The 14,734-nt window shown below is 39.0% G+C and carries 16 protein-coding genes; 7 read left to right on the top strand and 9 right to left on the bottom strand.

Annotated elements, in window-relative coordinates:
- Nucleotides 1–70: 70 nt before the first annotated feature.
- Nucleotides 71–487: a peptide-methionine (R)-S-oxide reductase MsrB gene (gene msrB / locus AC2JBO_RS10450; protein ID WP_496953584.1), complete on the top strand. Its 417-nt coding sequence runs from the start codon at nt 71–73 to the stop codon at nt 485–487.
- 634 nt (nt 488–1,121) lie between these two features.
- Nucleotides 1,122–3,101: an amylo-alpha-1,6-glucosidase gene (locus tag AC2JBO_RS10445; protein WP_496953583.1), complete on the top strand. Its 1,980-nt coding sequence runs from the start codon at nt 1,122–1,124 to the stop codon at nt 3,099–3,101.
- Between the two features lie 70 nt (nt 3,102–3,171).
- Here the strand turns inward: AC2JBO_RS10445 and AC2JBO_RS10440 are convergent, their stop codons facing one another.
- The gene (locus tag AC2JBO_RS10440; RefSeq protein ID WP_496953582.1) at nt 3,172–3,606 is read right to left on the bottom strand and encodes an RrF2 family transcriptional regulator; all 435 of its coding nucleotides are present in this window, start codon (nt 3,604–3,606) and stop codon (nt 3,172–3,174) included.
- Between the two features lie 183 nt (nt 3,607–3,789).
- Between AC2JBO_RS10440 and AC2JBO_RS10435 the strand changes: the two genes are divergently transcribed.
- Entirely contained in the window at nt 3,790–4,371 is a 582-nt protein-coding gene (locus tag AC2JBO_RS10435) for a Crp/Fnr family transcriptional regulator (protein WP_496953581.1), read from the top strand.
- Between the two features lies 1 nt (nt 4,372).
- On the opposite strand, the gene AC2JBO_RS10430 is transcribed toward AC2JBO_RS10435, so the two are convergent.
- The 5 genes from AC2JBO_RS10430 to AC2JBO_RS10410 form a co-directional block, all read right to left on the bottom strand.
- On the bottom strand, nt 4,373–5,044 hold the full coding sequence (locus tag AC2JBO_RS10430; protein WP_496953580.1) for an NIL domain-containing protein: 672 nt from the start codon (nt 5,042–5,044) through the stop codon (nt 4,373–4,375).
- 78 nt (nt 5,045–5,122) lie between these two features.
- Complete coding sequence (locus AC2JBO_RS10425) at nt 5,123–5,404, bottom strand: NIL domain-containing protein (RefSeq protein WP_496953579.1); 282 nt, start codon at nt 5,402–5,404, stop codon at nt 5,123–5,125.
- An 11-nt stretch (nt 5,405–5,415) separates the two neighbouring features.
- Nucleotides 5,416–6,255: a sulfate ABC transporter permease subunit CysW gene (gene cysW / locus AC2JBO_RS10420; RefSeq protein ID WP_496953578.1), complete on the bottom strand. Its 840-nt coding sequence runs from the start codon at nt 6,253–6,255 to the stop codon at nt 5,416–5,418.
- Nucleotides 6,242–7,120: a sulfate ABC transporter permease subunit CysT gene (gene cysT, locus AC2JBO_RS10415; protein WP_496953577.1), complete on the bottom strand. Its 879-nt coding sequence runs from the start codon at nt 7,118–7,120 to the stop codon at nt 6,242–6,244. Before cysT ends, cysW begins: the two co-directional genes overlap by 14 nt.
- 132 nt (nt 7,121–7,252) lie before the next feature.
- Nucleotides 7,253–8,395: a sulfate ABC transporter substrate-binding protein gene (locus AC2JBO_RS10410; protein ID WP_496953576.1), complete on the bottom strand. Its 1,143-nt coding sequence runs from the start codon at nt 8,393–8,395 to the stop codon at nt 7,253–7,255.
- A gap of 407 nt (nt 8,396–8,802) precedes the next feature.
- Between AC2JBO_RS10410 and AC2JBO_RS10405 the strand changes: the two genes are divergently transcribed.
- Nucleotides 8,803–9,243: a YidH family protein gene (locus AC2JBO_RS10405; protein WP_496953575.1), complete on the top strand. Its 441-nt coding sequence runs from the start codon at nt 8,803–8,805 to the stop codon at nt 9,241–9,243.
- Nucleotides 9,244–9,799: 556 nt separating this feature from the next.
- Nucleotides 9,800–10,165: a four-helix bundle copper-binding protein gene (locus tag AC2JBO_RS10400; RefSeq protein ID WP_496953574.1), complete on the top strand. Its 366-nt coding sequence runs from the start codon at nt 9,800–9,802 to the stop codon at nt 10,163–10,165.
- A gap of 356 nt (nt 10,166–10,521) precedes the next feature.
- On the opposite strand, the gene AC2JBO_RS10395 is transcribed toward AC2JBO_RS10400, so the two are convergent.
- From AC2JBO_RS10395 to AC2JBO_RS10385, 3 genes are all read right to left on the bottom strand, one after another.
- Nucleotides 10,522–11,310, bottom strand: a complete 789-nt coding sequence (locus AC2JBO_RS10395; protein WP_496953573.1) for a sulfite exporter TauE/SafE family protein — start codon at nt 11,308–11,310, stop codon at nt 10,522–10,524.
- A gap of 39 nt (nt 11,311–11,349) precedes the next feature.
- Nucleotides 11,350–11,787 carry a DUF7980 family protein gene (locus AC2JBO_RS10390; RefSeq protein WP_496953572.1) on the bottom strand — a complete coding sequence of 146 codons (438 nt, stop codon included), beginning with the start codon at nt 11,785–11,787 and terminating at the stop codon, nt 11,350–11,352.
- A 290-nt stretch (nt 11,788–12,077) separates the two neighbouring features.
- Nucleotides 12,078–13,001, bottom strand: coding sequence for a LysR family transcriptional regulator (locus tag AC2JBO_RS10385; RefSeq protein WP_496953571.1), 924 nt, complete (start codon nt 12,999–13,001; stop codon nt 12,078–12,080).
- Between the two features lie 219 nt (nt 13,002–13,220).
- On the opposite strand from AC2JBO_RS10385, the gene AC2JBO_RS10380 reads away from it, so the two are divergent.
- Nucleotides 13,221–13,919 carry a cadmium resistance transporter gene (locus AC2JBO_RS10380; RefSeq protein WP_496953570.1) on the top strand — a complete coding sequence of 233 codons (699 nt, stop codon included), beginning with the start codon at nt 13,221–13,223 and terminating at the stop codon, nt 13,917–13,919.
- Nucleotides 13,920–14,450: 531 nt separating this feature from the next.
- Nucleotides 14,451–14,734 (top strand): TSUP family transporter (locus AC2JBO_RS10375; RefSeq protein WP_496953569.1); only part of this gene is annotated, 284 nt, incomplete at its 3' end.

The raw sequence follows: 14,734 nt of genomic DNA, 5'->3' as shown, positions 1-14,734 counted from the left end.
AACATACTCTAGGTTGCGAAACTGAGGCGCCGCTTGGATATTGTACAGGTAGCATTGGAGAGGAAACCAGATGACAGCTTCTAAAGATCAACAATACGAAATTGTTAAGACAGATCGGGAATGGCAAAGTATCTTGACACCTGAACAGTACCGCGTGTTGAGAAAACACGGTACTGAAAGGGCTGGAACTAGTCTACTTGACAAAGAGTACGGGGAAGGTACTTACTATTGTGCCGGATGTGGACAAGCTTTGTTTACGTCTGATACAAAGTTTAACAGCGGTACTGGATGGCCTAGTTTCTTTAATCCTATTGAAGGTGCCATTGCAACGACTACCGATAAGTCGTTATTTATGACGCGCGTCGAAGTGCATTGCAGTCGTTGTGGTGGACACCTTGGACACGTATTCAACGATGGTCCAAAACCCACTGGTCAACGCTATTGCATGAATGGTGTCTCATTAAAGTTTGAACCAATCACACAATAATTAACTATCCTCGATAACCCGACTTTTTGGAAAAGTCGGGTTTTTGGTTATTTATGGGCGCCTTTCTCAAAATGTGAACCGTGGTTCACAGAAGAACTTGGGTGTAGTGATGTGAACCAATTATTGTGTTCATAAGTTGTTTAATAAACCACAAAGGCACAAAGTTCACAAAGAAAGAAGATTAAGTCAAGGGCAAAGCAATATTAAAGAATTTATGAGTACACCTTAACCACATCAAAGGAAAAATTCTGCAATGTGAACCACGGTTCACAGAAGAAATTGGGTGTTAAAAACAACGTGTACTTTTAGTCGGCTTTGCTCGTGTAGCCTCACCCTTCTAGGATACTGCTGGCGAATAGGGGGTAACACCCATTATTTCGTGAAAACAGTCGTGTAGAGACGCGTTCACGGAGTGTACCGCAGGTAAATTTCGCGTCTCTACATTTCCGGAAACAACGCAAAATCGTGAATGTGAGGGGCGATACCCCTGAATGACCAGCAGTATCCTTCTAGGGTGTGGGTGTAGGTGGAATGTAAATAATTTTGATCCAATCAAATCAAAATTAGAAGTTACACGTAATTTTATTCATAGCAGCCATAATTATATATGGCGTTCCATAAGCTCCAACTAAACATGTGTATTGATTTCGGACGAGAAATTTGTGGTCATCTAGAAACCGCAGAAACAAGGGAATGGCTTGTAACAAATGGTATCGGTGGTTATGCGTCGGGAACGGTAGCAGGTATACTAACTCGTCGTTACCACGGGTTATTAGTTGCAGCGCTCAAACCTCCACTCGGTCGAACTTTATTACTTACAAAGCTTGATGAAACTGCTTTATATGACAATCATACTTATCCATTGCACGCTAACCGTTGGGCTGATAATATTGTAAGTCCACAGGGTTTTCAACTTATTGAACGCTTTACTATTGAAGGTAGCATTCCAACATGGCGGTTTGCTTGTGCTGATGCATTACTAGAAAAGCGTGTTTGGATGCAGCAGGGAGAAAACACTACATATATTCAATATCATTTACACCGCGCGACTCAACCGTTGAAGTTAACGCTCAAAGCAATGGTTAACTACCGTGATTATCATAGTAGTACGCACGGTAACAGTTGGCATATGAATATCGAGTCTGTTGGACAAGGCATTAAAGTTATAGCATATCCTGGTGCGGCGCCGCTTTATTTGTTAACAGACCGTGGAGAAGTATCGCAATCTCACAACTGGTATTATGGTTTTGACTTGGCGGTTGAACGTTATCGAGGGTTGAATGATAGCGAAGACCATCTTCATGTCGGCACGTTTCAAGTTACCCTAGAAAAAGGAGAATCGCTAACCATCGTTGCTAGTACCGAAGATTTACAGCAATTTGATGGAGAAACTGCTCTTAAAACACGGCGCCAAAGTGAAAGTAAGTTACTCGGACTTTGGAAAAGCCATAACTCCTCAAAGTTTAAAGACTCCCCAGCTTGGATAAAACAGTTAGTGCTTGCAGCAGACCAATTTATTGTTGAACGTCCGGCGCCTGACGAACCTTATGGTAAAACTATAATCGCTGGCTATCATTGGTTTGGAGATTGGGGACGCGATACAATGATTAGTCTACCAGGATTGACACTCGCAACCGGAAGACCAGAAATCGCGCGCTTAATTTTGCGGACTTTCGCTAAATATATAGATAAAGGAATGTTGCCAAACCGCTTTCCAGATGCGGGTGAAGTTCCTGAATATAATACCGTTGATGCAACGCTGTGGTATTTTGAGGCACTGCGCGCTTATTATAATGATACCGAAGACGATGATTTAATCGAAGAACTATTTCCTGCCCTTGCAGATATTATCGACTGGCATAGTCGTGGAACTCGATACAATATTCATCTTGATGCCGCTGATGGATTATTATATGCTGGCGAGGAAGGAACACAGTTAACTTGGATGGATGCAAAAGTTGATAACTGGGTTGTAACACCGCGTATCGGGAAACCAGTTGAGATTAATGCCCTTTGGTACAATGCTTTAAGAACAATGGCTATCTTCGCGCGTCGCATTAGTAAACCACACCAAGAATATACAGCAATGGCAGACCGTACTCAATTACGATTTGCACGCTTTTGGAATTCGGAAAAAAATTATTGCTATGATGTTTTGGACACACCCAATGGTGATGACGCAACATTACGTCCAAACCAACTTTTCGCCGTTTCTTTATCTGAACCTTTACTTTCACAACCACAGCAACGCTCTATTGTAGACATTTGCGGGCGCCAATTATTAACTTCCTACGGTTTACGTTCTTTAACTCCCAATGATACTCATTATCAAGGTAATTACGGAGGAAATCAGTATCAAAGAGATGGTGCATATCATCAAGGAACAGTTTGGGGATGGTTACTAGGTGCATTTATTTCTGCCCACTTGCGCGCGTATGGAAACCGTGGCACTGCTCGTGAATTTTTAGAACCAATTGCAAATCATCTATATAATCATGGAATTGGAACTTTAAGCGAAATCTTTGACGGTGAGGCGCCTTTTACACCGCGCGGATGCATTACCCAAGCTTGGACAGTAGCAGAAATCTTGCGACTATGGTCAACCACCTCCTAACTCGTAAGGTGCGTTACGCTACTAGTTCATTGGTTTTATTTTACGATTGTTATGGCGTTACGCACCCTACCTAAATATAATACATAGTATTTTCCTGCCTAAGAGTATCACGCTGTTGACACAAATCCTGAATTGTGCGTCCTTGAAAAAAAGTTTTGATATTTTCGTTTCCTTGCTCCCAAACTTCATTAATAACCATTTTTTCAGGGGTTACACCTTCAGATTCTCCCTTGGTGGGTTTTCTCTCACCTTCAATAACAGCAATAACTTCTTGTAGAGAAATCTGTCTAGGTTCACGGACTAATATATAACCTCCCTTTGCCCCACGCACACTTTTGACAATTCCTTCACGACGCAAAGTTGAAAGAATTTGCTCCAAATATCGCTCTGGTAAAGAGTGACGAGCTGCAATCTCACCAATTTTAAGCGATTTTTCAAGACTGTAGCAGTCTGCTAGCTCTATTAATGCCAGTAGTGCGTATTCAACTCTAGAAGATAATTCCACAAAAACTCACATGCTATATTTTATATATTAATATAATACGGTTATCCGATAAAGATTAAGTGTCTTATCCTCTCGTTGCCAAAAATACCACATTATATTGTCAAAATTAATCAACGGTATGTTGAGCGAGTTGCAGTATTTTAAGGTAAAATTAACTTCATATCGTTTAAATATGAGTTGTTCATGAAATCTTTGACAAAGCAAAAGCCAGCTAAACTGCGCGCGCGACAGTTTGAGAAACGAACTTTCTTACCGCAACACGTAGATTTTTTGTGGAAAGTGGAAAGTGGCGTTGTGCGAACAGTGACATGGTTAGAAGATGGTACAATCGTGACTATTGGAGTTTGGGGCAAAGGTGATACAGTCGGTCACGCATTTTCTAAAAGTGAGCCATATGAAATTGAATGTTTAACGAAAGTGGAAGCAGTATCCTTTCCTCTTGAAACATGGCAGTCACTTTCAGATATACTGTTAGAACATGTTCAACAAGCTAAAGAGTTAATGGTCATTCGCAGCTACAAGACAGTAGAGATGATGGTCATGAAGTTGCTTATATGGCTATCCCAAAAATTTGGTCGTGATGTTGAGACAGGTAGATTAATTGATTTACGTCTGACCCATCAAGATATTGCAGAAATTTTAGGAACAACTCGTGTTACAGTCACGCGCGTTCTGACGCAGTTAGAAGAACAAGGTTTAATTCAGCGTTTACCTTTACAGTTGACAGTAGTGCAAGTACAGGATATGTGGCACTATGAAATTTAAGTCAATAAATTAAACTTTCTGTATCAGATACTGGACTAGCATTAATTAATACAGATAACCCCAGTTTCTCTAAGTACATTAAACTCGAATGAATTTGCTGTAATTGACCCCATATTTCTAACTCAAATAAACCATCATGATATGTATCATCAAGCAAGGCGCCTGTAATGTTTACGGTTAAACCAAAGTTAGATACCAACTCTGATATAATTGGCTTGCGTTGATATCTTTTTAATATTCCTAATTGTAATTTTAGTCTTGCTGTGTTATTATTTTTTATACTATCTACTTTTGTTGGTAATTTAGTTAGTTCGTTATCAGATAAGTATTCATGTAACTTTTGGTACTGGCTTTGATTATTAATTACAACATCATTAGTGATGATGTTGTGTGATGAAATAGTTTTTGATGCTTGACTCAGTTTTAACTGATTTGCTATTTCTAATTGCAGTATATCTACTCCTAAGATTTTTAAGTAAGAAAGACTGCTAGTTAATTTTTCAGGATTTCCAGATAGTTCAATATTAAACCAACCTTCATTACTGGCGCCTGATGGTAATGATGCAGCTATAATGTTGACTGTAAGACCATAGCGAGATGTAAGTCTAGATATTACAGGTTGTTTTTGATATCTACCTGGTAATTTAATTTGGGTTTGAATTGGTGTTACCATAACGAACCGCAAAGTACGCAAAGTATGCAAAGAAAGAAAGAAATGTAGAGATGCAATTAATTGCGTCCCTACAATATTTTACCAATTACCTAATTGATTTTCATCCCAAATTTCTAATTCTAAGCTGCGAAGGTAGGAAAGTCCATTCTGTATTTGTGTGTTGGTTCCTTGTAATTCTAAGTCGAACCAACCATCACCAACTGCGTTCCCTCCCAGAATAGCAGCTCGAATATTCACAACTAAACCGTTGTCGGAAACTAATTTAGAAATTACGGGTTCTTGATGATAGTCTTTGGGTATTCTAATGCGAATCCGTTTCGGTGCCTGTACATTTAGAGTATTGTTAGAATCAACTGCCATTTTGATTACTCCTACTCAAATTCTTTAATGCTCGTTTTCTTTTCGAGGATATCTTTCAACACTAAAGTCACTAACGCTAATAGCCCTAAAATTACCGCTGCTGAATAAGCTGCTTCTGTTTGATACTGTTTGTAAGCGTCTTCAACAAATAACGGTAAACTTTGCGTTTTACCTGCGATGTTTCCTGACACCACCGAGACAGCACCAAATTCTCCCATTGCCCTTGCATTTGTTAATATTAACCCATATAACAAACCCCAGCGTACATTTGGTAATGTTACACGCCAAAATATTTGCCAATCTTTGGCGCCTAATGTTCGAGCAGCTTCTTCTTGATCATGTCCTAATTCTTCCAATACTGGTATGACTTCCCGCGCGACAAATGGCATACTTACAAATGCACTAGCTAACACCATTGCTGGAAAAGCAAAGACGATTTTGATATCATGCTCGTTCAACCATCCACCAAGCCACCCATTACGTCCATAAAGCAGTACAATCATTAATCCTGCAACAACTGGCGATATGGAAAATGGTAAGTCAATAATACTCAGAATAAAAGCACGTCCGGGAAAGTTATTATTACGAGTTAGTGCCCAAGCTGCACATAGTCCAAATACAGTATTTACTGGTACACAAACTAGTGCTAATAATAAAGTTAACCAAGCAGCATGAAGAAAGTCTGGTTTTGTAAGATTAGACAGAAAAGGTCCAAAACCTTTATTAAAAGCATGGACAAAAACGTTAGCCGCTGGAATGTATAGAACTAATGATAAATATAGTATAGCTATCCCAATTAAAATTTTAGGCGCCAACCCACTTTTCTTTTGAGGCAAATTACTTCCTGTCATAACGTCTTCCCCAAGCTTGTAAAAGATTAATTCCTACAAGTAACACTAATGAAATAACTAGCAGCACTATACCAATAACCGTTGCACCCGCGTAGTCATACTGTTCCAGTCGTTGGAAAATCAGTACTGGTGCAATCAAATCTTTAAAAGGTGTGTTAGAAGCGATAATTACGGTTGAACCGAACTCACCCACCGCACGCGCGAAACCTAAAGCAACTCCAGTTAATATTGCTGGAAACAAAGGTGGTAAAATAACTCGCCAAAAAGTCTCAAACTCACTGGCGCCTAATGACCAAGCTGCTTGTTCAACATCGGTTTCCATTTCTTGCAGCACAGGTTGTACTGTTCGGACGACAAACGGTAAGGATATTAACGTCATCGCTATCCCTACACCCAAACGAGTAAAAGATATTTTTATTCCTAATGGTGCAAATAACGAACCAATCCAACCATTTTCGCTATATACTGTCGCTAACGTTAAACCTGCTACAGCAGTTGGTAAAGCAAACGGTATATCTACTGAAGCATCCACAATTCTTTTGAATGGGAAGTCATAGCGAACTAAAACCCAGGCAATTAAAGTACCAAATACTCCATTGAATAATGCAGTAATCACAGATGTTGTAAAGGTTACATCGTATGCTGACAGTGCAATTGGACTTGTGGCGATTTTCCAAAACTGGTCAGGAGGTACTGTTATTGCCTTGAGAAACATGGCAACTATTGGAATTAACAGCATCACCGTTAAGTATACTGCTGTAATTATCCACGTTATATGTATTTTTGGTAACTGCGATAAGAACCCTTTTTTAGGTGTTTTTTTCGGATTTAATCTCTGATATGAAGGAGGGGAGGATACAGCCATAGAATTTTGAGTTATAAGTTGTAGGTTGGGTGGAGGCTTTGCGGAACCCAACGTGCTGGGGTATATTTAGGTGCATGACGCTACTGGCTTTACGCTCCGTTTCAAAATTGTTGGTGGCGTCACGCACCCTACTTATTTTTTGCTTTGGATTTTATCGAAAATGGCGCCGTCTTCAAAGAATTTCTTCTGAACTTCACTCCATCCACCAAAGTCTTGAACTGTACCCAAGGTTTTGACGGTTGGATATTTGTCTTTGACTTCTTTGGTTTGTGCTACTGTTTCATCGGTTGGACGGAAACCAATTTTGGCAAATTCTTGCTGCGCTTCTGGTGTAAACAAATATTTGGTGAATGCTTCTGCGACTTCACGAGTACCATGTTTATCGACGTTTTTATCTACTATTGCAATAGGGTTGTCGATAGAGATGTTGACATCAGGAATGATTGCTTCTACTTTTTCCCCTTTTTGCTTGGCGAGAATCAATTCGTTTTCATAGTTAATTAAAGCATCTCCTTGCCCTTGTTTGAAGAACGCATCGGTCGCTTCACGAGCATCTTTAGCTAATAACTGTACATTTTTCGTGTAAACTCCTGTAACAAAGTCAGTGGCTTTTTGCTCGTCTCCACCTGCTTTAAGTACCGAATTCCACAATGCGAGGAAATTCCAACGCGCGACTCCTGATGTTTTGGGGTCTGCTGTAATTACCTTGACTCCATCTTTACCCAAATCAGCCCATGTTTTGATTCCCTTTGGATTACCAGCACGGGTTGCAATTGCTCCTACAGATTTAGAGACAATACCATTATTAGGAACTTCTTTCTCCCATCCCGGTTGTATCAACCCAGCTTTTTCGATTTTTTGTGTATCACCTGCTAATGCTAAATGAACTATATCAGCTTCTAGTCCATCAATGACGGCGCGCGTTTGTGAGCCGGAACCACCGTAACTTGTTTTAAAAGTGATGTTCTGATTCTTTTCCTGCTTCCACTTCTCAATAAACTTAGGAATAATCGCTTCGTGAGCAGCTTTAGTCACAGCAAAGGAAACCAAAGTTAACTCCACATCTTTGTTGTTAGCAGAAACCGGACTTGCGCCACCAGTAGGCGCCGACGCATCATTGCCACCACCACCAGAACAAGCGGCAACAGCCAAGCTTAGAAATGCTCCTACCAAGAATAAAGATAAAAATCCTTTCAATCCACTGTATCTAAACCCCGAAACTCCCTGCCTTAATACGTTTTGCCATTGTTTAGAAAAGCGGTGCCATGAATTCATTCAATTTACTCCTCTGAATCTACTGTTTTCTGATAGGGTATTTGTAATATCCGTTGATGGTCATAGATTACACATAATAGCAAAAAAAGGCAATAGGGAATCTACATATTCTGTATCAATTACATGTTGATTTTTTAACAAAGCCGATTTTATAAGGGTTTTAACTTATTTTGATTGTTATAGATTACACATAAGAGCAGAAAAATGCAATAGGGAATCTACATATTCTGTATCAATTACATGTTGATTTGATGACAAAATTAACGAGAGCAAGGGTTTTGGAGGCGCCGGAACTAGAAATAGCTTAAATAAACACCGTTATCTCTCAAAAGTTAGTCAACTTTTAATATCAATGCCTGAGAGAATATTTATAAGACTTCAAAGCAAGGTGCTTGCGATTCAAAGATATGAAGCTCGATACTGTTACAGATCAAACTAGTCCAGATCAAAAAAATCCAGACAAACAGAAAACACCTAGTTCCGACAAGGTGCGTGAACATTTAGCAAACGAACGTACATACTTAGCATGGATGCGAAGTGCCATATCACTTATTGGCTTTGGTGTAGTAATAGTACGTTTGCGCGCCTTACGTCCTCCAATGTCACCACAACTTCCGGGTAACGGTTGGAAATTGGGTTTAGCATTCTCAATAGTCGGTTTGCTAACAGTGTTGCTATCCACTCAACATTATCTAGCTGTTCGTAAAGACATAGACGCAGAAACTTATGAGCCTGGTGACAGATGGGTGATTCTTTCCAGCATGACAATCTTAATCTTAGGTATAGGAGTTATTTACTACTTCTTTACAGTTCCTCTAGAATTCATGAATAGTGTCATTGCCGAATAGGAAACATTCTTACTTAATCTCTCTTAATATTCTCTTTGTGTACAGACGCGATGTTCCTCGCGTCTCTACCGACTTTGTGTCAACAATAGTAAAAACGATTACCACTTTAATACAGAGTACGCACGCCCAAGATGGTCATAAACACTTAAAATAGGCGCCGCATTAGAATCATTGATAATAAGAGTAATAAAATATTATACGTGAATCTCGGTGTAAATTTTTATTTTAAGTTTAGGTGAAAAAGTCAAGATTTCAAGACATAAAGAAAAGTTATCATGTTGATGAGTCACTGAACATCAATTGAGTCAGATGATATTTTTGTTACTCAAGCCAAAAAATTGGTTTAACCGCTACAAGTCCAGTTCCTAGCAACATCTGCATTATGAATGTAAAAGCCTTCACAATTATGATGTAAAAATAGAATCTCCAGTCGCCGCATGAATCAAGTGGGGTTTATGTAAAGGCAAAAAGTAACCCATTGACCTTGACGACGAATAAATCATAAAAAGAGAATAGTTACTTCCTCGTAAACTCTTTAATACAGGAAGCATTTACCATGATGATGCTAAAAACCGAATCAATGACCACCGAAATCCAAACTTGTCTAGGCGCCATTACAGAGTGTCAAAAAGCTTGCATGGAAAGCATGGCTTATTGCATGTTACAAGGTGGTAAATATATAGATGTGAGCGTGATGAGCATAATGCGTGATTGCGCTGAGATGTGCATGATGTGCGCGAACATGATGCGCGGTAGTTCAGAATTCGTTGGACGCACTTGTATGCTCTGCTACCAAATATGTGAAAAGTGTGCAGCAGCGTGTGAAAACTGGAGTGACGACAAAAAGATAATGGAATGTATTGTCGCGTGCCGTAAATGTGCCCAGTACTGTAAAGTAATCGCATCAATATCAACAAACTAAACCTTCTCCACAATGTAGAGACGTGATATATCACGTCTCGATATCACGTCTTCTATTGCATTATCCAACCATATCATCCAAAAATCAATCAGCAAAACTTATAAGCATAATCATCAAAAGTATTTGATTTCATCAATCAAAGCAGCTAAATTAAAGCCATTCGGTTTTTAGCATCTTTTTGTTTACAGCAAAGAGATGAGCTGTGTGTTAGTGGCTATGAGTGAATTATCAACGCGCGCAAAATTTAAGTCTAAGCCCTCTTTCAGGGAAGGTAAATGCACTCTATGTGTATATCAAAATTTATTAAGATGCTTCTACCTTGTGCATGACAAGAGTCGGCATGACAGAAAGTAGTTTTAATAAACTAGTTTCCAACTTACCATGCCTAAGATGACATAAATTACAGATTTTAGAACTTTTTGAGGTATGACCTGACAAAGTTGGGCACCTATAATAACTCCGGGAACAGTACCTAACCAAATTGGTAAAACAATGTTCCAATCGACTGTTCCTAAAAGAATATGTCCAAAAGAAGTAAATGATAGTAAAATTGCTGCCTGTGCTAAGTCAGTACCGACTAACTTTTGAGTGTTAAGACGGAAAAAGCCAATTAGTGCCATAACAAATAGTGAACCAGATGACACGCTGGTCATTCCCACCATACACCCTAAGACTGCTCCCAAGGCTAAAGCCTGGATTTTTCCAACAAAGGTATTCAAGTCAAAATACGGCAACTCAGGCACCTGCCAGTCAGGTATAAACAGTTTCAGTAACAACTGCCCAAATCCTAATACCGTCACAACCAGAATCATGAACCCAATCAATCGCAGCAGTATTGAGTCCAGATTCAATCCAGTTTGTTCCAGATAATATAGAATACTTATTCCAAAAAGTGAACCGGGAACGCTTCCTAATGCTAACCACTTGACAATATTGCAATCAAGAGTTTGTTGCTGCCAATGCTTGAAACCTCCAACAACTTTCATCAAAGTCGCAGCAACAACATCAGAACTGACGGCAACAGCAGGTGGAACTTGAAAAACGAAAATCAACATCGGGGTGATAAGTGAAGCTCCACCAATTCCCGTTAGTCCTACAGTAATGCCGATGATAAAGCTAAGAAAAGGTAATAGTACTAAATCCATGAGTTTAAAGGAGAAGGGGAAAAGGGGAGGTTGTTGGGGTTATGGAAATAAATTCGGTACTTCAAGAATGTTGAAATAGAATAGCGCACAAATTATCAAGGTGTAGACGGTTGATGAAGCTAAACCCGTCAGTAACTCTTTTTTCAAATTACGTGTTGTAGGTTGGTTCTGAAATACGTCAATAACCCCTGCTTGCATCAGGACAATCCCTAAAATATTCGATATCCAGTACCCGACTATCGAACATGGTACTAGTAAAGAAGCATTGAACAAACTACACAGGTATCCAAAAGCGTAAGCAACCGGCATATTGAAAAATAAGTCATTCCACCAAGACAACGGCGAAAGCAAGTACCCTATAACCAGAAAAAAACCGCCTCTAATCTTTTTTAAAACGGCGGTGATACTAGCACTGTTATTTGCAACCTCTAGTACTGATGTTTGTGCAATGTCGTCGGCGCCTTGAGTGTTGTTCATGTGATACGTATTTCCGATTGGTTTACCGTAGTTTAATACAATTTAGCATAAAAATCTATTCGTAAATACACAAATCCGATATGCAAAATGTTGTATTAGTTACAACCTAGTAATTTGCAAGTGTATTTGAACACATTTTATGAGCAGATAGTAGACACGGCAAGCATCATAGAATACAATTACAGTCAACCAAGTCACAAAGTCAATGTTATATTTGATACCTTTATTTTTTTTAATAAAGGGAAATATGAAAATTTAGTGTGCCAGTAGTATGTAAATAGCAGGTGTTGTCAAACGAGTATTTTTTCAAAAGCTTTGGAAATTTTGCTTTGAAAGCGCTGACGGTGCTTGAGCATTAAGAAGGGTCGAACAATTTCGGCGCCAGTTGGGTGTCCATTACGGTTGTCAATAACGGTGACAGCGCGGAGTGTATCTAACTTGAGTTCTTTTTTCACCATCAATTCAGAAATAGCTCCGGCACCAACACCGCTTTCAACAACAGCTTTGACCATTTCCCCACTGTTAAGAACAGATATTATATTTAGCTGTGAGAAGTCTATACCCCAGTTCAAGAGTGAGTATTCAAACCATTGCTGGGTTCCCGAACCAGGTTCGCGCATTATCCAACCAGTATGAGTTATTTCTGTCAGACTGACTTCTGGATGTTCAAACCAGGGGTGTAGTCTGCCAACAACAATAAGTAGCTTATCTGTTCCAATGGTTTCTTGTTCTAAAGCATTTTGATATTGTGGTTGTACTTCTCCTTCGACTAAACCTAAGTCAAACTCCCCTCCAGCAGTCCCAGTAATGATTGTGTCTGCATTATTCAGGATGCATCGAATTGAAATTCCGGGATATATACTTTGAAACAAACTAATTTTTTCAGGCAACCAGTAATTACCTATCGTCAGACTTGCTCCTAACTTAAGTTCTCCTCGTTGTAACCCATTTAATTCGCGTAAACCGCGCTCAGTCAAATTTACCTGGTCTAAAATTTTGCGTGCTTCCTCCTGTAATAGTATCCCTGCTTCGGTAATCTCAATATGGCGCCCAATTCGATGGAAGAGTTTGACTGCATACCCCTCTTCCAAACTTTGAATAGCAGCACTCACAGCAGGTTGTGTGACATAAAGAGCTTCTGCTGCACGAGTAAAATGCAAATGTTCAGCTACCGCTAAGAAGATTCGTAGCTGGTCGAGTGTCATTCCTGCCATTTACGCATTCCCTGTATTTAATAACTTTTGCTTATTGATTTAAAAAAAAAGAATATTTGCTCTAAAAACTTTAGAAGGATAAATTTAAGCCATAGCTACACTCAATGCTTCAAAGGAGATTGTACCCTAGTTCCTTTGTTGGTTGAGTTGCATTTCTCCACTCAAACTGGGGCTGTTACCATTTTTACCTAGCGTGTTTGCTAGTGAGCATGAATCAACATGGAAGAATTAATCACATCATCTCTCACAGGAATAACAGCATTTACTGCAACGAATCTCGATGATTTAGTAATTCTGACGCTGTTTTTTTCGCAAGTCAACTCAACGTTTCGTAACCGACATATAGTTATCGGTCAGTATCTTGGGTTTGCCCTTTTAGTTCTCGTCAGTCTTCCTGGGTTTTTTGGTGGATTAATTTTACCTGACCGTTGGATTGGACTATTAGGACTGGCGCCTATTGCCATTGGCTTAAATCAATGGTTAAATCCACAAGATGATTCTTCTGAAGAAAAGAATGAGTCAGAAGAATCACAACCATCTTTTTTAAGTAGTTTTCTTTCTCCACAAGCTTATAGTGTTGCAGCGATTACTGTCGCAAACGGGAGTGATAACGTTAGCATTTACGTTCCGATATTTGCCAACAGCGAATTAACTCAACTAATTATAATTTTGATTGCCTTCTTTTCACTAGTAGCTGTTTGGTGCTATGGAAGTTTTATAATGAGCAAACAAGCATTCATTGCTAATATTTTAACGACCTACGGTAATCACCTCGTTCCATTTGTCTTGGTCGGACTTGGTATATTCATTATCTTAGAAAGTAATGCTCTATCACCGTTAGCTCTACTGGCAAGCAGTCTTTGCTTAATGGGTATAGTCAGAAAACCCACTACGGTGCCAGAGATAGAGGAAAGCTAACAGCAATATTTATATAATATGCATTGACGCAGAAATCACACGGCTATTAGAGTTAAATCTGATTAAATGTGAGCAGAAGTGAAAACATTTAAAACAGGTGATGCATCAGAGTAATTGGTAAATTCATAATTTATCCCTTTCAGATGTTAGCACAAAAGTTAAAAATGTACCAATTGATAATTAACACCTGTTTTACAACTATCTTTCGTAAGAGTTGAAAAAACATATTTTTGATTCTTTACGAAGGATTGTCATCATGGTAGTGGCAGAAGCTCGATTAACCTGTTAATTTGGTTTCTGTCATTTTTTTATAAATTTTTTATAAAACAACTGCACAATTACATTTATTTTCTCAGTAGATGAGGTAAAATAGTTTAGATTGAACATTCAACATCGAATTAATGTGTTAAATTAACAGACAGTAAAATTGAGCAATGAAAATTGATCAGTAATCTTTAAGATAATACTTCACTTTAAAAAAAGTACTAACAAGGAATAAAATATATAATTTTAGCGGGATAGGGGGGCAGATTGAATATTCTGGAATTTTCTTTACTGGTTTGGGTTGGTTCATTTAGTGCTGGTTTGATAGGCGCCTTAACAGGGTTAGGTGGAGGAGTAGTAATAGTTCCACTGTTAACATCAGTATTCGGTGTTGATATACGCTACGCAGTAGGCGCCTCACTAGTATCAGTCATCGCAACCTCATTAGGCGCCGCATCCACATACATCAAAAAAGGGTACACTAATCTAAGATTAGGGATGTTTCTAGAAGTAGCAACAACATTCGGAGCTATATTAGGAGCCTTAATAGC

This window comes from Calothrix sp. CBUCES-K 9914 (assembly GCF_059640475.1).
The sequence above is the reverse complement of the archived record's forward strand: the minus strand, read 5'-3'. Positions and strand labels throughout refer to the sequence as shown.